Annotated in this window: 18 protein-coding genes; 1 reads left to right on the forward strand and 17 read right to left on the reverse strand. The window is 60.5% G+C overall.

The genetic code is table 11. From position 1 onward, the window contains the following. Nucleotides 1–472: 472 nt before the first annotated feature. The 4 genes from SGJ19_23730 to SGJ19_23745 all read right to left on the reverse strand — a co-directional run bounded on the left by SGJ19_23730 (nucleotide 473) and on the right by SGJ19_23745 (nucleotide 3,528). Nucleotides 473–937, reverse strand: coding sequence for a (2Fe-2S)-binding protein (locus tag SGJ19_23730; GenBank protein ID MDZ4783269.1), 465 nt, complete (start codon nucleotides 935–937; stop codon nucleotides 473–475). Between the two features lie 97 nt (nucleotides 938–1,034). Beyond that, nucleotides 1,035–2,465 (reverse strand): mercury(II) reductase, encoded by a 1,431-nt coding sequence (gene merA, locus SGJ19_23735; protein MDZ4783270.1) that lies wholly within the window; start codon nucleotides 2,463–2,465, stop codon nucleotides 1,035–1,037. A 2-nt stretch (nucleotides 2,466–2,467) separates the two neighbouring features. Next, nucleotides 2,468–3,085: a mercuric transporter MerT family protein gene (locus tag SGJ19_23740; protein MDZ4783271.1), complete on the reverse strand. Its 618-nt coding sequence runs from the start codon at nucleotides 3,083–3,085 to the stop codon at nucleotides 2,468–2,470. Further along, on the reverse strand, nucleotides 3,082–3,528 hold the full coding sequence (locus tag SGJ19_23745; protein ID MDZ4783272.1) for a heavy metal-responsive transcriptional regulator: 447 nt from the start codon (nucleotides 3,526–3,528) through the stop codon (nucleotides 3,082–3,084). The genes SGJ19_23740 and SGJ19_23745 overlap by 4 nt, the downstream gene beginning before the upstream one ends. A 281-nt stretch (nucleotides 3,529–3,809) precedes the next feature. Between SGJ19_23745 and SGJ19_23750 the strand changes: the two genes are divergently transcribed. Continuing rightward, on the forward strand, nucleotides 3,810–4,397 hold the full coding sequence (locus SGJ19_23750; GenBank protein ID MDZ4783273.1) for a peroxiredoxin family protein: 588 nt from the start codon (nucleotides 3,810–3,812) through the stop codon (nucleotides 4,395–4,397). A gap of 102 nt (nucleotides 4,398–4,499) precedes the next feature. Here SGJ19_23750 and SGJ19_23755 read toward each other — a convergent pair whose 3' ends face one another. The 13 genes from SGJ19_23755 to SGJ19_23815 all read right to left on the reverse strand — a co-directional run bounded on the left by SGJ19_23755 (nucleotide 4,500) and on the right by SGJ19_23815 (nucleotide 17,400). Next, entirely contained in the window at nucleotides 4,500–4,859 is a 360-nt protein-coding gene (locus SGJ19_23755) for a hypothetical protein (GenBank protein ID MDZ4783274.1), read from the reverse strand. Nucleotides 4,860–4,896: 37 nt separating this feature from the next. Further along, nucleotides 4,897–5,664, reverse strand: coding sequence for a hypothetical protein (locus SGJ19_23760; protein ID MDZ4783275.1), 768 nt, complete (start codon nucleotides 5,662–5,664; stop codon nucleotides 4,897–4,899). Further along, nucleotides 5,661–6,254, reverse strand: a complete 594-nt coding sequence (locus SGJ19_23765) for a sigma-70 family RNA polymerase sigma factor (protein ID MDZ4783276.1) — start codon at nucleotides 6,252–6,254, stop codon at nucleotides 5,661–5,663. Before SGJ19_23765 ends, SGJ19_23760 begins: the two co-directional genes overlap by 4 nt. Continuing rightward, the gene (locus tag SGJ19_23770) at nucleotides 6,251–7,831 is read right to left on the reverse strand and encodes a TIGR04283 family arsenosugar biosynthesis glycosyltransferase (protein ID MDZ4783277.1); all 1,581 of its coding nucleotides are present in this window, start codon (nucleotides 7,829–7,831) and stop codon (nucleotides 6,251–6,253) included. The genes SGJ19_23765 and SGJ19_23770 overlap by 4 nt, the downstream gene beginning before the upstream one ends. Next, entirely contained in the window at nucleotides 7,797–9,200 is a 1,404-nt protein-coding gene (locus tag SGJ19_23775) for a glycosyltransferase 87 family protein (protein MDZ4783278.1), read from the reverse strand. Before SGJ19_23775 ends, SGJ19_23770 begins: the two co-directional genes overlap by 35 nt. Before the next feature lie 98 nt (nucleotides 9,201–9,298). Then, nucleotides 9,299–10,849 (reverse strand): mercuric reductase, encoded by a 1,551-nt coding sequence (locus tag SGJ19_23780; GenBank protein MDZ4783279.1) that lies wholly within the window; start codon nucleotides 10,847–10,849, stop codon nucleotides 9,299–9,301. Beyond that, entirely contained in the window at nucleotides 10,846–12,507 is a 1,662-nt protein-coding gene (locus SGJ19_23785) for a VTT domain-containing protein (protein ID MDZ4783280.1), read from the reverse strand. Before SGJ19_23785 ends, SGJ19_23780 begins: the two co-directional genes overlap by 4 nt. Nucleotides 12,508–12,518: 11 nt before the next feature. Beyond that, on the reverse strand, nucleotides 12,519–13,448 hold the full coding sequence (arsS, locus tag SGJ19_23790) for an arsenosugar biosynthesis radical SAM protein ArsS (protein MDZ4783281.1): 930 nt from the start codon (nucleotides 13,446–13,448) through the stop codon (nucleotides 12,519–12,521). 82 nt (nucleotides 13,449–13,530) lie between these two features. Then, on the reverse strand, nucleotides 13,531–14,688 hold the full coding sequence (locus tag SGJ19_23795) for a methyltransferase domain-containing protein (GenBank protein MDZ4783282.1): 1,158 nt from the start codon (nucleotides 14,686–14,688) through the stop codon (nucleotides 13,531–13,533). A 37-nt stretch (nucleotides 14,689–14,725) separates the two neighbouring features. After that, nucleotides 14,726–15,835, reverse strand: a complete 1,110-nt coding sequence (locus SGJ19_23800) for an inorganic phosphate transporter (GenBank protein MDZ4783283.1) — start codon at nucleotides 15,833–15,835, stop codon at nucleotides 14,726–14,728. A 117-nt stretch (nucleotides 15,836–15,952) separates the two neighbouring features. After that, a complete protein-coding gene (locus SGJ19_23805) occupies nucleotides 15,953–16,213 on the reverse strand; it encodes a zf-HC2 domain-containing protein (GenBank protein ID MDZ4783284.1) in 261 nt (86 codons plus the stop codon). After that, nucleotides 16,213–16,860, reverse strand: coding sequence for a sigma-70 family RNA polymerase sigma factor (locus tag SGJ19_23810; GenBank protein ID MDZ4783285.1), 648 nt, complete (start codon nucleotides 16,858–16,860; stop codon nucleotides 16,213–16,215). The genes SGJ19_23805 and SGJ19_23810 overlap by 1 nt, the downstream gene beginning before the upstream one ends. Before the next feature lie 144 nt (nucleotides 16,861–17,004). Then, complete coding sequence (locus SGJ19_23815; GenBank protein MDZ4783286.1) at nucleotides 17,005–17,400, reverse strand: OmpA family protein; 396 nt, start codon at nucleotides 17,398–17,400, stop codon at nucleotides 17,005–17,007. Nucleotides 17,401–17,520 lie beyond the last annotated feature (120 nt).

Consider the following 17,520-nt stretch of genomic DNA (forward strand, 5'->3'; position numbering starts at 1 on the left):
CACAACGCAACCAAATCACGCAAACCCGTTACTTCAGTGCAGGCATTTTCCGCGCCCCTCAACCTGCCCCCGTGCAGGCGTTTTGCTTGCCCATTCCCATTCATCCCCGTGCTTCTAGATGTTGACCAATCAGAGGGCCAGAATGCAGGCCGGCGGTACGGCGTGGAATTCGTCCCCACGATTCTCGTCCTGGATAGTGAAGGCCGCGTCTTGCGGCGAGCCGCTTTCATGTCGCGTGACGCGCTCGTAGAGTTTCTGCTTTCGGCCGCCAAGTCTGGCTCATTCGGCTGACGACGCTGCCGGGGCGGCGTTGAATGCGAACGGCTTCGACTCTGCCTATGCTGATCGCGATTGCCGCATTGGGAAGCTTCGGAGCGGGCGCCAGAGCGCCAACCAGTTGGTTTACCATCGCGTCTCTTTCTGCCAAGACAAAGGATCGAATCCTGGCAGACGCCAGCGGGTCAATCGCCCCTCATCTTTGAACTCCAGCGGCGCGGCGAGCCTGCTCCACGGCTTGTGGGACGTTTCCAAGGCAGCAGCTACCCTGCGGGTTGCGAAGCTCGCAGGCGCACTTGCCGTCCTTGACATACCGTGTGACCTGCTCGACGGCGGTGCTCGTTCCCGTCCGCTCCATTTCGTCGGCGATGCTTTCCCTCGTGAAGCCGAAGCAGTAACAGACCGGCAGCGGGCCGGTGCTTTCCTTTTGCAGCATGCGCACTGTCACTTCATCTTTGGCAAAGACCAGCGTGCCGTTGAAGTACACGACGGGGCAATCGACAGTCCGGCAGAAGTGATACGCCGCGTGCGGATCTAATCGTTTCATCGCTTCCGGGACGAGCAAGCTCTTCAGCGTGACGACTTCAACCGCCTTGGCATTGCGACGGCAACGGGGGCAGACATCCTCATCTGTGCGAGTATTGCAGCAATTGGACACCACGTTACTTGCTCCTCTCTTGCGAAGCCAGCACGGCGCAGCAATCAGATTGACGCGTTCCAGATCAATCAGGTAGACCTCGTGCTTTGATTCGGTCAGTTCACTCCGCGCAGCACGACAGCTTCGCCGGGTCCTTGTGTCGAGATATGGCGACGATCTTCAACGCCTCGGCCATCGTCGGGTAGGCATGCAGCAGGTCGATGAAGTCTTGAATCTTGGCGCGGAACCGCATCGCCATCGCTGCCTCGTGAATGACCTCGCCCGCGTTATGACCGACCATCGAGACGCCCAGCACTTCGTTGGAATCCTTATCCGCCACCATCTTGATAATCCCGCGCGTGTCGCGAATAGCGCCGGCGCGCGGCACCAGTGACATCGGCAGCGTGTTGCACCAGCAGCGATGCCCGGTGCCGACGGCTTCGGTATCGGTCATGCCAACGACGGCTACTTGCGGATCGGTGAAGATGACGCGGGGAATAACCCGATGGTCTGCCGCCCGCATCGGATCGCCGGATAGCGCGTTGCGCGCGGCAATTCCCCCGTGACGACTGCCCACCGGCGTAGCCATTTGGCTGCCGTGCTGCCGCCCGATCACGTCGCCGGCGGCGAAGATGTGCGGGACGTTGGTTCGCAGGAATTGATCAACGGCCACTTCGCCGCGTTCGTTGACCGCAGCGCCCGAGCGCTCGACGGCGATGTTATCTGTGTTAGGCCGTCGCCCGGTGGCAATCAGCAGCTTGCTGGTGCGATACTCTCGCTCCCGTCCCCCGACGATCGCGGTGGTGACAACGTTTGTTCCATCCTGCCGAACAATTTTGGCGCGGGCGTTGAAGACGACCTGAATCCCCTCCTGGGCAAAGATCTCGCCGACGTTTCGTCCTACCTCCGGCTCGTAACCGTGTGCCAACAACTGGGCGTTGCGTTCGAGGATGGTCACTTCGGTGCCGAAGCGACTGAACATCTGCCCCAACTCCAGCGCGATGTACCCGCCACCGACGATCAGCAGAGACTTGGGAAGCTCCCGCAGTTCCATCGGCTCATCCACCGTGAGCAAGTCGCTGGTGAGGTACGGCACCCGGTTCAGTCCGTCAATCTCGGGCAGGACGGGCCGCGAGCCGGTAGCGATGAGTACCTTGTCACCGGTCAGCCGCTTGCCGCCGACTACGACCGTATGCGGGTCCACGAATTGAGCGTGACCGTTCTCGATGCGGATTTGACCATCGACGAGGCTCTCGTATTTCTTCTTGCGATACTCGTGGACAACCTCATCCTTCTGGTTGACCAAGGCCGCGAAATCCAATTCCATCCGACAGGCGCGCAGGCCGGGATAGCGGGAGTTGCCCGCGTCGTGAATCAGCTTCGCCGCCTCGATCAGGTTTTTGGATGGAAGGCACCCGCGGTTGACGCAAGTGCCGCCTATAAGCCGTTCTTCGATCATCACCGAAGTCTTGCCCAACTCTTGCGCCGTCAGTGCGGCGGCGAACGCGGTGGAACCGGAGCCGAGGATCACGAGGTCAAATGGGTCAGCCATGTTCACTTCTCCTGTTTCACCGACGACGAGTATCCCGCCTTCGCCGTCGCCTGCTCAAGCGACTGCACCGAAGTCCTGGCGGGGTCGTACCTCACGACCGCCTCGGGCGGGTCGAGCGTCACCTTCGCATCCTGCGTGCCATCCACGTGCATCAGGCTTTCGCGCACATGGAGGGTGCATGAGCCGCAGGTCATCCCGTCCACCTTCAACACGACTTGTTGGATCGGCACGTTGGTCGCTCCTTTGGTGCTGTTTGTCCCAAAGAGGTGTGGCGCAAGCTGCGGGAAGGCGAGCAAGGCGAGTAAGATCGGCGCCACGATCCAGAGCGCGATCCTGCCCACGCGGGCGGCACGCGGGACCGCGCAGGAACTCCCCGGTTCACACGAGGCCGCTGCGGGCGTCCGGTAGGCCCGGTAGAAGGCGAAGCCCAAGAAGCCAAGCGTGACGGCGATGAAGATCGGCCGATACGGTTCCAGAACTCTTAGACTGCTAGTCCACGCACCGCCGACGCCCAGCCCCACCAATACGAGCGGCCCAAGACAACAGACCGACGCGGCAATTGCTGCCGTCAATGCACCGGCCAGACTCCATCGGGTTTGTGAATGATCTTGCGAATTCATCGTTTGACTCCTCGTTTGATTCCTTTGACTGCAACTTTGCCGTTCGCTCCGTCCAGGCGGGTGAGAACGGCGCACGCGTGCGGGCGGTTCGCACCGGCGCACGCATGGGCCAAGCGGGTCAGCTCACGCTTGATCGCCCGCAGACTCTTGATCTTCTCGGTCACGTCGGCAATCTTCGCTTCCGTTTGCACGCGCACTTCGGCGCACGCCGTGTCGGGATGCTCGTTGAGCGCGATGAGCTGCTTGATCTCTCGCAAGGTGAAGCCGAGTCCTTGCGCCCGTTTGATGAAACGGATCAAGCCCACCGTCTGCGGCGTAAACGCGCGATAGCCCGAATCCGTGCGCCGCGGCGGAGGCAACAGCCCCTGCCGCTCGTAGTACCGCAGCGTTTGAAGATTCACGCCGCTTTGTTTGGCGACTTCGTTGCTCCACAATGGTTTCATGTCGCACGTCATTTGGGGCGGTCGGCGTACTGACGAGCCATCGTTGCGATCCGGTTCTTCGACAAGGCCTCCGGCGCTCTCTCCGGGCGATGGTCTCTTTCATCTCGATTCTACACTCTGTACCTAAGTATCGAGTCAAGCGGCATCGTGAAGTTTTATTTTTGACTGTCCGGCGCTAAGGCGCTTTCATGTCGGGTGACGAGCTCGTAGAGTTTCTGCGTTCGGCCGCAAAATCCCGATTGATCTGGCCGAGGGGATGACATAGTCGAGGAGTGAGGTTCATGCGATACGTTGCTGCTCTCACGATTCTCATCGCGCTCACGGCACTGGCCCGTCTTGGAGCCGCCGCAGCAGAGCCAACCACGCAACCCGCAGGAAAGGCGCCGCCGGGCAAGGGCGAGAGAGCCGCGGAATTCTCGCTGGCGACATTGGACGGCGAGTCGGTATCTCTCGCGAAACTCGTTCACGACGGTCCTGTCGTGCTGATCGTGTTGCGAGGTTGGCCAGGGTATCAGTGTCCTATCTGCACACGGCAAGTGGCGGATCTGATCGCACATGCAAAGGAAATTGAGAAAACCGGAGCGCGCGTGCTGCTTGTCTACCCGGGGCCAAGTGAAAAGCTGCAGGAGCACGCCGAGGAGTTTCGTCGCGGCAAGGGAATTCCTGAGAGCTTCTATTTCGTGATCGACCCGGACTACAAATTCACAAACGAATACGGGTTGCGCTGGGATGCGCCTCGCGAAACTGCCTATCCCTCATCGTTCGTGATTGACCGCGACGGTATCGTTAAGTTCGCCGATATAAGCAAGACCCACGGTGGACGCGTTGCGGCAACAACAGTTGTGCGGGAATTGGATCAACTCAAATGAAGTGCGATCTCGGCGGTTGTTTGTTCCGGACCTCGCGCGTCCATGGGATGCGAGGTATGTTGCACGCCACCGCGTGCATGTGGGACCAGGCAGGACAGCCGCTCAAAACGTGATGATTTGATACCCTGCGGCAACCAGCGAGCGCAGGCTTGGGTGCCCTTGGTACTCATCGGTTAACGTGAGCCCGCAGGCGCGTACTTCGTCCGCCACGCCATATGCGGTCGCGCAGTATCGACACACGCCTGAGACCGATCCTCGAACCGACTCGAAGAGCCCGTGATACTTGTGCTCCGGCTTGGCGAGCTGCCCGATCCACTTGGTTGCGGCACCATCGAAGATCAATTTCACCTGATCACCGGCCTGCTTGAACTCCAGAGCGGTCGTGAGCGCATTCGCCATGCGACCCATGTCCCCGCCGGTGGAGATGTCCGCTAATAATACGATTGCTATCTTTACTGTCATTTGACACCTTTAGGCTGGCTAAGTCGGGCTGGTGAGATCAAATTGAGTTGGGACCGTGTTGCGGTGCTGTCTCGCCGTCGACCAACAGCGCATAGTCGCAGTGGGCTTCGGTCCACACCAGAACGTTGCATCGCGTCGTGGGGGTGAGTTGGCGATCGATCAACTGTCGCGACACGGGTGCACGCAGGCTAAAATCCTTCCCGCAGAACTGGTACAGAGAGTAAGTTTTCCCGCGGCTCTCCCAACGCGTGTAGATCATGGAGGTTCCGGCGAGCTTTATGACGCGGCCGCCGATCAACTTGAACGTCGGGTCCAGCTTCGGCCGGTCGACAGGAAACGAGACCGAATTCTGCACCGCAGTCTTCACCACTTCCCAGTCGGCGGATGTGACGGCCAATTGCGGTTGGCTTTCGTGGCTCGCCATTGTCAAAATCGCAATGCCGTCGAGCGTCCGCGCCTGCCGATGGCTTCTCGCTGCCACGATGCCCCAGAGCGAGAATGCCAGCACAAGTACCGCGGCCGCAGCCGAGAGCCACAGCGACCTCGGAAGAAGCCAGCGGCCCGGCATTCGTGTTTGCCCGGGGATCGCCAGCAGCCGATACTCTAAATCGGACGGCAGGGCTGCGCGTGCCAAGTCCAGTCGCAACTGTTCATCCTCGCGGACTAGCTTCAGCCACTCTTGCTCGATCGTGCTGTCAGCTTGGCTCACGTGACGTAACACCGCCTGGCGCTCCGGTGCCCCATGCGGAAGCACCGCAACCTCCTCCATTCGCCGGCGGAACTCCTCGATCTCTTCCGAATTCATGGTGCTTCTCCCACGCGGTTTCGCGGCTGATGTCGGTCGGGTTCCCCGCTGCGAATCCTTAAGTGCGGGCTCGCTGACGGTTTGTCTTCCAACTCGCGTCGCAACAGTCTCCTCGCCCGGTAGATGCGAGACAGGACGGTGCCGAGCGGGATTTCCAGAAGCTCGGCAGTTTCCTGGCAGGTAAGTCCCTCTAGGAAGACGAGCAGGAACGGTACCTTGTAATGGTCTTCCAATGCATCCAGCGCCAGCTGGAGCGATTCTTGCCGGGCCAGCACTTCATGCGGCGAACTCTCGTTGCTTACCAAACGATCAGCTGCGATCCGATCACCGCCACGGATGGTTCTCCCGCGTTTGCGGTCGCGCAACCAATGCATGTAGCGATGACGCAAGATGCTGAGCAACCAGCACCTTGCTTTCTGCGTATCGCGCAGGGAACTCATCGACCGCCATGCTTCGAAGAACACTTCCTGCGAAAGTTCTTCGGCGATATCGCCAGAACCGCAGAGGCGATAGCCGCAACGGTAGATGTCGGCCGAGAAATCTCGGACCCACGACGCGTAGAGCGCGCGTTTGCTGTCAGCCCGCGTCAATGCCCGACCTCCCGCACGCGCCCAATCCATTCCGTCGTGGCCGGGCCGCAGTTGCTGTCGCGACCCGCCTTAGGAGTGAACGCATCGCGCAGGATTATTCCCGATTCACGCCACCGGTGTAGCGTCGCAGGTGAGACGCCGGCGTAATATGCAATAATCAAGAGTTGGTTGAGCAGGCTGGTCTTGAAGACCCCGTGTCGGTGCCATCGCCTGCCGGATGTACTAACGATGTCATTAACGACGCGCACACGACCTAGCCGCTGAAGCCGCCGGGCGAGTTCGAGGTCCTCCATGATCGGGACATCGGGATAGCCGCCAACGCGATCGAACGCGGCTTTCGTCAGAAAAATGGCTTGGTCACCATAGGGAATCTGCACCACCCGCGAACGCAGATGAGTCAAGGCCGCGTATAGCCGCATCACCGCACTCGATGGTTCAATAGCTATCGCGAACGCCCCCGCGATCGTATCGGGCGCCGCGAGCATGCGACGGACCTGAGTTGTAAAGTCGGCGGGTAGCTGCGAATCGGCATGAAGGAACAGGAGGATCTCGCCGCGCCCCGCCGCCGCGCCCTTGTTCATTTGCTGTGCGCGGCCGCGCTCCGATCGGAGCACGGTCGCGCCGCATTCGCGCGCAAGCTGCACCGTCCTATCACTGCTGCCGCCGTCCACGACGATTATCTCGACTTCACCAGCGTCCGCCGTGATCGCCGAGCGGATTGCTCGGCCAACGTACTCCTGCTCATTCAGTGCTGGAATCACGACCGAGATCGACGGTGTGTGGCGACGGCGTTCCGTGGTTTGGCGGTGCAATGCAGCAAAGTCCTCCGGTCGATCACTCGTCGACGTCCTCCTGGATTGGCGCGATTCGTTCCAAATCGTGTAGAGAATCTTGCTGCCCGCCTGCACGACCCCTCGCAGCGTGCCGGAGATTTTCGAACGACCGATGCGGCAGCGGTAACTCACCGGAACTTCGACTGCTCGCAACCCGAGCCTGGCTGCCCGCGTCTGCATCTGTACCGTCCAGCCGAACCCGCGATCGTCCATGTGCAGTTGCTCCAAACTGGCTCGGCGGATCGCGCGGAAGGGACCCAGGTCCGTAAAGCTGGCGTTCCAGCAGAACCGCATGAGCCTGCACGCGACGGTGTTGCCGAACCGCTGCGCCACCGTGAGTGCGCCGGGAGCGCAGCGCCCCGTGATTCGAGAGCCGATGACGAGATCTGCGCGGTTCTCCACGATTGGCGCGATCAGTTGCTGCATCTCCTCGGGGTGATCGCTGAAATCTCCGTCGAGAAAGACGACTATTTCGGCGTCGCCGATCTCCGCCAGGCCGGCAAGACACGCCGATCCGTACCCTCGACGGACCTCCGTGATAACCTTTGCGCCGTGTGCCCGCGCAACGTCCGCCGTTCGGTCGGTCGATCCGTTATCGACGACGATGACACTCTGGACCCAAGTCGGAACTGCCGCCAATACGTGGCCGATGGCGCGCTCCTCGTTGAGTACGGGAATCACCACGGCTGTCCTTTCGAACCTCGGTGACTCACGGGATCGATGTTGTGATGGGAGCGGGATCATGAAAACTCACTTGAACGCGACTAGACAAGTTGCGAGACCGAACGCGCGCGAACGATTCGAGGGACAAGAACGCCCAGACCGGTAAATGCTCTACCCACACCCACGCGGGTCGGCTGTAATGCAGGTGGTAAAGCGGCAACAACGCCGTGTAGAGGAGAAGCGACCACCGCGGACGAAGTGCCAACAGCGGCAACATCCATGTGTAGTACCAGGGAAATTGTGTCGGACTTAGCAGGAAAAGTCCGGCGACCGCCAGCAGCGACGCTTCGCACAACTCAAGCGGATCGTTCAGCGGTCGGCGCGCCAACCAAAGCACCCATGCGACCAGCACGAGTGTCACGGTCAAACGAGCCGCCATCTGCTCCGCCCAGGCGTGAACTCCCACCAACGGCAACGTGTGCCGGCATAACAGTACGACGAGCTGAAACAGTCCGTCGTTGGACTGCCACGAACGCGAGTAGTCCACGCTCCCAGCGATGCCGCTGTGCCCGGCCACGAGCATCGGTGACAGCAGGATCGCGGCCGTCACGGTGAACGCGGCAAGAGAGAGCGCGACCCGGCGGGGCTGGCGAACCACCGATCGAAGCAGCAGTGGAAGCAGAACGACGGGCCAGAACTTGGCGGCGACGGCAGCAGCCAAGGCCGCCGCCGCCAGGGCCGTTCGCTGCATCACGGCCAGCATCACGGCGCCGGTTACAAAGGGCAATACAATCGCGTCCATGTGGCCGGCGCAATAGAACTCCTTGACCAGCAGCGGATTCCACCAGTAGATCGCGATCCAGGCCAGTGGTAGCCGGAGATGGCGCATCAGGACCAGCAGCAGCAGCACGGTCGCGGCATCGGCAACCAGTAGAATTGCGCGCCACGCCGCTCCGTTCCAGGGACTGATCCAGTACGCAAGGAGGAATGCTGCCTGGGCAACCGGCGGGTAGATCGTCTTGACGTCTGGGTGATTGATCTGCTTCAGATGCGATCCCGCCTCGCGGGCGACGGCGCGAATTCGCGAATCACCGTCAAGATCAGTTAGAGCACTCTTGCCTTTTTCAGGAGTATGCAAATAGGGACTGGCGCCACGCGCTGTCAGCGCCGCGTCCCACATGTAACGGAATGAGTCGGTCTCCAGCACCGGGGCCGACGGAAGCAGTGCGAGTCGCATGAGAAGGCCAACCAGCAGAATGCACAGGACGCCTTTCCGCCCGACAACGATGCGGCGCAATGATCCGATGACGGCCAGGTAGATCCCACCCGCGGCAACGTAGAGCGCCACGAACAAGTAAAGCACCGGTTCAGAGGTCAAGGCCCAGTGCCATAGAAATTGCGAACGCACAGAAAGCAAGATTGCCATCGTCAGAAGCAGCGTCGCGCCCACCATGCAGGCAGTACGCGATCGCGAGGAACGCGAAGTCGGATCGACTGTGCGCCAATGCGTGAGCGTGTTGATCCGAGTGAAAATTTGATCGATGGCATTCACCTTCGCCAACTCATCAGTCTGTGGAACAGCCCCTTGACGAACGGCGTGAGCCGCGTTCGGTTGTACGCGTCGCCGGCTCTGCGCATGATCTCCGCTTGCGTGGGGTAGGAATGGATCGTGCGCGAAAGGGTCTTCAGGCCGAGCCCGCCGACCATTGCGAGCGTCAGTTCAGAGATCATCTCGCCTGCGTGCCGCGAGACGAGCGTAGCGCCGAGGATGCGGTCCGTTCCTTTCTTCACATGCACCTTGAGAAACCCTTCTTCTTCGCCGTCGAGAAGTGCGCGGTCCAGCTCCGAGAGTTCCAGTCGAATCGTGTCAACTTCGAGGCCGCGGTCGCGCGCATCTTTCTCGTACATGCCGACGTGGGCAATCTCGGGGTCAGTGTAGGTACACCACGGAATCGTGAGCGCGCTTACTTTGGCGCGCCCGAAGAACAGAGCGTTCTGCAGCGCGATGCGAGCCATGGCGTCAGCCATATGCGTGAACTTGTATTGCGAGCAGATGTCCCCGACGGCGTAGATCTTACGGTTGCTTGTTTGCAGTCGATCGTTGACGACGATCCCACTGCGGGCGTCAAAACTCACTTGAGCTTGTTCCAGGCCGAGGCGCTCGACATTCGGCTTTCGTCCGACGCCGACGAGAATTTCATCCACACGCAGTTCCATGTGATCAGAACCGCGTTCCAGCTGGAGGATTTTTTCGGCGCCATCTCGGTGAACGCGGACGATCTTGCACTGGCAGCCGACATGAATCCCGTCGCGAAGCAGTGATCTTTGAACGATCTCTGAAGCGTCGCGGTCTTCGCGGCCGAGGATTTGATGCTCGGCCTCCAGAAGATGCACTTCCGAACCCAGGCGGGCGAATGCTTGTGAGAGTTCACAACCGATGGGGCCCGCCCCGATGACCGCCAATCTCCGGGGCAGTTCGGTCAGCCAGAAAACTGTTTCGTTCGTGAGATAGCCTGCTTCGTTCAGTCCAGGCACCGGCGGCGCCGAAGCTCGCGCGCCGGCGGCGATCACCGCGCGACTGAAGCGCAGCGTCTTTCCAGCGACCTCGATCGCGTCGGGTCCGACAAATCGGCCTTCGCCGAGGAACACATCCACTCCCGCATCGCGCAGTCGCTTTACGCCATCGTTCGGGCTGATCCTCGTGCGGAGTCGGCGCATTCTTTCCATCACGGCGGGAAAATCCACCTCCACGCCTGCGGGGACGCGCACTCCGAAATCGCCCGCGTCGCGCACGTCCGCGTATGCACGTCCGCAGCGAAGAAGCGACTTGGACGGCACGCACCCGACATTCAGGCAGTCGCCGCCGAGCAGATACTTTTCGACCAAGGCAACTTTGGCCCCCAGCCCGGCTGCACCGAGTGAAGTTACAAGTCCGCCCGCGCCGGCGCCGATCACGACGAGGTTGTAGCGACGCGCGGGATCGGGGTTCGTCCAATCCGGCGGATGAACATTGCTGAGCAATTCACGGTTGTGTTCATCCATCGGCCGAATCAGCGGCGATTCGGGGACGAACGGTGCGGACGCGAGTGATGCAGTCATTCGACCTTCTCCTTGTTCGCCACACTGTTGAGCGTCCAGTCGTAGTCGAGCCAGTCATTCGTCGGCTTGCGTCCAGAATCGAGTGCCGCCTTCAGAGTCGCTGAATAGCGCGCCGCGAAATTCAGCACCGATCCGTCGGCGACCTGCTCAAAGTCGTTGCCGTACCACTTGTAGAGACTGGTCAGATGTACCATCTGCTTCTCGGGCTCGTGCCAGAACCATTGCTTGTGGCCATGGACATAGCGCGCCTGATCCTCCAGTTGTTCATCGACCCGATTGCCAACGTAGGCTTCACTCCGAAGGGGTGGGCACCCGATCGCCGCGCAGACAAGCGCGAAATGCGCCCGCGGCTCCTTGAAGTTCGGCCGGACCTGTTCATGCTCGATCTGGGTCAGAGACCAGGTGCGGCCGGAAATGATCCACCGCTTCTCGTCCCATCGCTTGTCCGCGGGGATGTCCTTGATGGACTTGAGCGGGTAATGGTCGAGGATAAGGCGAAGCGTGAAGGCGTTGTATCCGTTGATCAGCAGCGCGAACTTCTCATTGCGGCCGAGGTCGGCGAACGGCGCGGCGGCCAGCGAAGCGATGTAGGCGTCGAGTTGAGCTGAGTCACGGCGCAATCCCTCGTAGTCCACCCAGCCGCCCGCGGCGACGTATTTACCGACCAATTCGTTGAACACCGAATGATCAAATGTCGCGCCACCGGGCTTGTCTTGATACGTCTCTGTCAGCGTCACGCGCGGTGGTCCGAACAACCCGCTGATCTTCGTTTTGTTCAGGTATGCGCAGGCCGTCGCAATGACTGAGAGTGCCGCGACAACGGACATCATGACAGCCCCGCGGATGGATGATGTGCTCTGCATGTCATGGTCCCGATCTGGAGCATCCTCTTTCACCGAATCCTCAACGCGTCCGCGCATGGCCTTGCGTGCCAGGGACGTGACGTAGAATGTGACAACGATGGTGGCCAACAACCCGACGATCATCATCGCCCACTGACCAGGCGTGCGATGTCCGCCCGCAATCCCCGTTTGTCCGAGGTACCCGAGATACACATACAAAAACGTCCCAGGCAGCATCGCGAGCCAACTTGCGAGCATGTAGGGCCAGAAGCGGATCGCCGTGAGTCCGTAGAGGTAGTTGCCCGCGCTGAACGGCACCGCCGGCGAGAGCCGCAGCAGCGCGATGATTTTCCATCCTCCTGCTCCGATGGCTTTATCAATCGAACTAAATTTCGGGTAACGGTGTGCCGTTCTTTCGACAGCGCCGCGGGCGAAATAGCGCGCAATGAGGAATGCGATTGAGGCGGCCAACGTGGACGCGATCGACACCGTCAGCGTCCCCAGCGTCAGCCCGAAAATCGCTCCTGCGGCCAACGTGAGAGCCAGCCCGGGAACGAAGAGAACCGCTGCAACAATATAAATGAGACCAAATGCAATGGGTCCCCACGGACCCAGGCTGCGAACCCAACCCGTCAGCCATCGAACGACATTTTCCACTGGAAGGAGTCGAACTATGAGAACGACGCAAGCGACGATGATGAGCGCGGAAATCCACTTGACCCACGTGGAAGCGCGACGCCCACGTGTACTGCTTTGCTTTGTCCGCAGATCGGGTCGCGGCATTGCGTCATCTAACTGGTGTGCGGCTTGCGCCATCGTTGACCTCATCAGGTTAAGGAGCCGCCGCAAGATGATCCGCATCCGGCGGTGCAGGCGAAACAATGCTCGCCGGTCGCGATCCGGCGGGAGAGAAAGCTATCGCGCTCAAAGTCGCGAATGTGGCTCTGTGGTCCCTTGGCAGCAAGGGAGATCGCGAAATTGAAATCGCAGTCGTACAACGTGCCGTTCCACCCCACGTTTACTTGGTGCCGGCACATCAACCCAGGCAGCGTCGCTTGATTCAGAGAGTCCCTCAACAGTTTCAGATACTGCTCGGCCTTGCCCTGGCGACGCAGGTCGTGAAGAAACCGTCCGATAGCGACATTGGTGATCGTCAGCAGGCGAGTGAATCGGATGCCGAATCGCTCATCGAGTTCGCGACGGTAGGACTTCTCCAGCGAATGTTGCTCAGGAGGCAAGCTCGGGCCACTAGGATTGAAAACGAGGTCCAGCGATAGATCGGGGTCCGTCCCGTAGCCGATCATGTTGAGCCACTGGATGACCGTGACGCTTTCCTTGTAAACACCTTTGCCGCGCTGCTTATCGACCTTGGTTTCGAGGTAGCACGGCAGCGATGCGATCAGGTGAACCTGCTGGTGCTTGAAGAACTGCGGCAGATCATCGTATCCCTTCTCCAACATGATGGTCAGGTTCGTCCGTACGATCACGTGCTTCCCCAGCGCGCGAGCCACCGCGACGAACGCGCGGAAGTGTGGGTGCATCTCGGGCGCGCCGCCGGTGATGTCGATTGTGCCCGCACCACAGCGACATGCGGCATCGAGCACCATCTGCATCGTTTCCCAACTCATCTCCTCCTTGCGCGTGGGCGACGATTCAACGTGACAGTGATGGCAGGCGAGGTTGCAGCGCAAGCCGATGTTCACCTGAACCGTGTCGATTGACAGACCGCCGAGCGGCTTGCCTTCGGCTTCGATCACGCGCTCGTCAAAACCGCCGACGCTGCGGATACGCAGGGGAACTAGTGTTTCGGTCATCGATAACTCCGTTCGTCGTCGATCCTCAGCAGCACCCGTCCGGGCCGCAGCGCCGGGTGCTTTCGGTGGTCTTGTCGTAGTCACCGCCCTTGGTCTCCCGCGGATCGCGCCTCGCACTGGCGCGACAGAAGGGCTTGGCCTGTTCGGGAGGAATCGCCTGAAGTGGCTCAACGAAGAAGAACTGATCCCGGTACGGCTCCCGCTGATACAGTCGGAACGTCTTATCACAAACCGCCATCCGCTCGCCGCGATCGAGCGTATGACCATCGTCGTCGATGACGCGACGCCAGGGGCCTTTGTAAATGACCGCTTGGTTTCCCTCGAAGCGCGGGCCCTGTTTTCCTTTGAAGGCCTGGACCGTGACGGACCGGAACTCGATACCGTTGAGCGTTTGCCACGGCTGGTCGGTTCGATCCAGGAGTCTAATGCCATAGAAGCCCGCGTCCTGAAACGCCTTGAGGAACAGGTCCTCGCGGAAAGCTCCGCTGAGGCAGCCACTCCATAACTCCCGGTCTCGCTGGAGCGATAGCGGCACGTCCTCGTCAGAAACGATGTCGCTGATGACACATCGTCCACCGACTCTCAGTACGCGGAACATCTCGTCAAAAAGCTGATGCTTCTCTTTAACGCTGACGAGGTTGAGCACGCAGTTGCTGACTATGACATCGATGCTGGAATCAGCGATCATCGGCGATTCGTGACGGAGACGCTCGGCCTCCTCCTGCGCAAGCAGGTAACTGTCGGAATTGGCGGCCGGGTTGCGCGCGAGATACGCCTCAAACTGATCCAAGTCGAGTCGCAGATCCTGGATCTTGCCCTTGCGGAAGTCGATGTTGTGATAGCCCAATGCGTCGCCGATGGACTGGCGATGCTTGCGCGCCAAATGTAACATCGGTTCGTTGAAGTCAACCCCGATCACCTTGCCCGACGGGCCAACTTTTTGCGCGCAGATGTAGCAATTCTTGCCGCCACCACTGCCCAGATCCAAAACGACTTCGCCCTCGCGAATCCACAGACTCGGGTCGCCGCAACCGTAATCGCGCTCAATGATTTCCTTCGGAAGGACCGCCAGGTACTTCGGGTCGTACGTGGTGCTGGGAACGCATAGGCAAGCCTCCGCCCTGCGTGACGCGGCCGCGTAGCGCCGGCGCACCGCCGACTCCATTTCGGTCGCGACGGTCACGCCATTTCCATTTCCAGTGTCCATAAGGGTTCTTCCTTTACCGTGTCCAGATTCCAAGTATCACCAGCGCAGCGGCACCCGCGAGCAGCGCCGAAACCGGCAGGGTCACAATCCAAGCGAGTACGATCTCGCTGACTTTCCCCCACCGCATGCCGCGAGGGTCGTGCTTCAAACCGGCGCCGATGATCGCGCCGGTGGAGACGTGTGTGGTTGAAACCGGCAGTGAATTCCACGATGCCAAGCAGACAAGCGTTGCCGTCATCAGGCTTGCTGTGAGAGACTCAACGAGCGGCATCGGCGTCAGCTTCGTTGCCAGAGTGTCCAGCACGCGCCGTCCGGCAACCAGGCCGCCAAGAGCCATCGCACCCGTGACCACGCCAAAAGAGATTGCAGTGCCATGACCGCCACTCAGGGCAATCAGTCCCAGCGCGGCAATCTTGGGTGCGTCGTTCCAACCGCGCGCGAATCCCACCAAGCCGCTGCTGAGCCAATGGATCGCGTTGGACGTAGTCGTTGTCGAAATGCCCGCAGTAATTGGCAGGACTGCACAGACATCCTCGGTATCAACGATCACGCCGAACGCCCCAATGGGTGCCGTAGCACCGCTGAAGTTGGTAGCCGCTAGTGCCGGTTGCGTCACGCAGACGCATCTCCCGGCGACTCGCGAGAGCACAAGACCCAACGGCCATGCAACCAGATAGACGGTCAGCATCGACAGGAGTGGGCTGAGCAGCAGTGGAATGGCGAATGTTGCACCAAGGAGCCGCCACTGCATCGCCGCATGGCCGACCATGACGATGCCAGCGCCCACCAGCGACCCGATGATGGCGTGTGTCGTCGAAACGGGAAGACCAGTCCGAGTGGCCAAGAAGATCCAGCCGGTTGCGCCGACCAACACAGCAGCGAAAAAGCTCGGATTGAGTGTTGTGTCTTTGGCAAACAACGCGGTGCTGAAGGTCCTCAGCAATCCGCCAGCGATCCAGTAGGCACCTAGTGAACCGACGGCGGTCGTCACCATTGCCCACAGCAACGCCGTTCGCGGCTTGACGGCTCCGTGTCCTACGAGCGTCGCCACGCCTTTGCAGTTATCGTTCGCGCCGTTTACGAACGCCAGGGCAGCAATGAGGGTGAAGAGGATCAAAGACATCAGCCGAATTCCCTGTGGTTGGCGAAGCCTCCAGACTGACCGGCCCGCTGGAAGGTTGGTCAGGAGGATCGCTCGAACCCTTACATGTAAAATTCGACTTCTGATTAAGTTAAGGCATCATTCCGCTTGAATGCGGATGGCGCGCTTGATGCGCTGGCGGGACTCTTCAGGTAGCGATACCCCACGTCCGCCCGACTGCCCACGTTCGGAGCTGAAGTATTGCGAGAAGAGATCGTTGAGTACGACGAGCTGCCGACGGTAAGCCCGACAGGCCGAGCACATCATGACGTGGAAGCGCAGCCCCACGCGCTGACCGAGCGACAGCTTGCGGTCGAGGGCTTCGGAGATGAGCTGTGTGGCTTGTTTGCAGGAAAGCATCAGGTTTGCGCCGTCTTCCCCTTCTTCCTAAACCAGTTCGCTTCTAGACAATGCCGCAAGCGCGTCCTCGCCCGATGCAGCAGTACCCACAGGTTGGTATCTGTGATGCCCAAGACCTTACATACTTCGTCAGCCCGATTCTCGTCGACCACACGAAGCGAAAACACCTCGGCAAGCCGCTGCGGCAGATGCTCCATGCACTGCTCGAATGCCGCCCAGAATTCGCCCTGCTCCATCAATTTGGCCGGGTCAGGTCGCCAGTCGGCAGGCGGCTGTTTCCACATGCCCCGGGGATCGAAGAGACCGTCGACGAAATCGCCGCCGGCGTCTAGCCCTGCGACCGGGCCTTCACGGCGACGTTTGGCGAACACGTCCAGGATCTTGTGTTTGAGAATACCGATCAGCCAGGTGCGTTCCGAGGACTTTCCTTGAAACCGGTCGATGCCGCGCACCGCCGCCAGGAATGCTTCCTGCACAACCTCCTCAGCCAGGTCGCGATCTCGCAAGCGCATGAGCGCGTAGCTGAACATCGCGTCGCCGTGGAGGTCCACCCATTGGTCCGGGCGGCACGCCGGAGCGACCGGCGGCTCGCCCGCCAATTTACGCGGTGCCTCGGGGTCTGGATCGTCGCGCGGCGCTTTGCCCATGACGTCCGATAATCACTGCGGGGAGTCTCCACGTCAATCTGGGTGGTCCTCAGCCCGTTTCCGAGACCATCGTGGTTTCAAATTGCTTCTCACGTATCGGGCGATATTGCCCACGGGGCGATGCGCCAAGCTTCGCGCTCAGTTTCAGCGGGAGTCAGGTACGCGAACCGGCTCAGCCACAGCCCTTCGTGCGCGAAGATCCTCCACCAGCGTGCTGGTCGACTCCACCTCCACGCGCCGGTTCATGGCCTGAGAATCCGTCGTGTAAGCGCCCAAGATGACCGGCTCAAAGCTGGCGCTTCCAACGACGCGGAGCGTATCAGCGGCAACGCCCCGTTTCAGCAGATAGTCTCGCACTGCGCTCGCTCGCCGCAGCGACAATTCCATGGCCGATGATTCTTTGCTGTCGGCAGCCAGGTCGTCCGTCGACGTGTGCCCTCGGATCAAGACCACGTTGCGGTGTCCGCGGATGAGATCCGCGATCTGGTCGAGATTCTTCGCACTCGACGGCGTCACGGTTGCTTCAACCGCATTGAACAGTAACGTTTGTAAGCGTTACGCGAACCTTTCAATTACCCACATCTTTCGCCAGGCAATATCCGAGGTGGATGTCGGTGAGCCTGGACATGCCGCGCCACAAGACCATGTTGCCGGGCGGAA

The organism is Planctomycetia bacterium (genome assembly GCA_034440135.1).
Lineage (GTDB): Bacteria > Planctomycetota > Planctomycetia > Pirellulales > JALHLM01 > JALHLM01.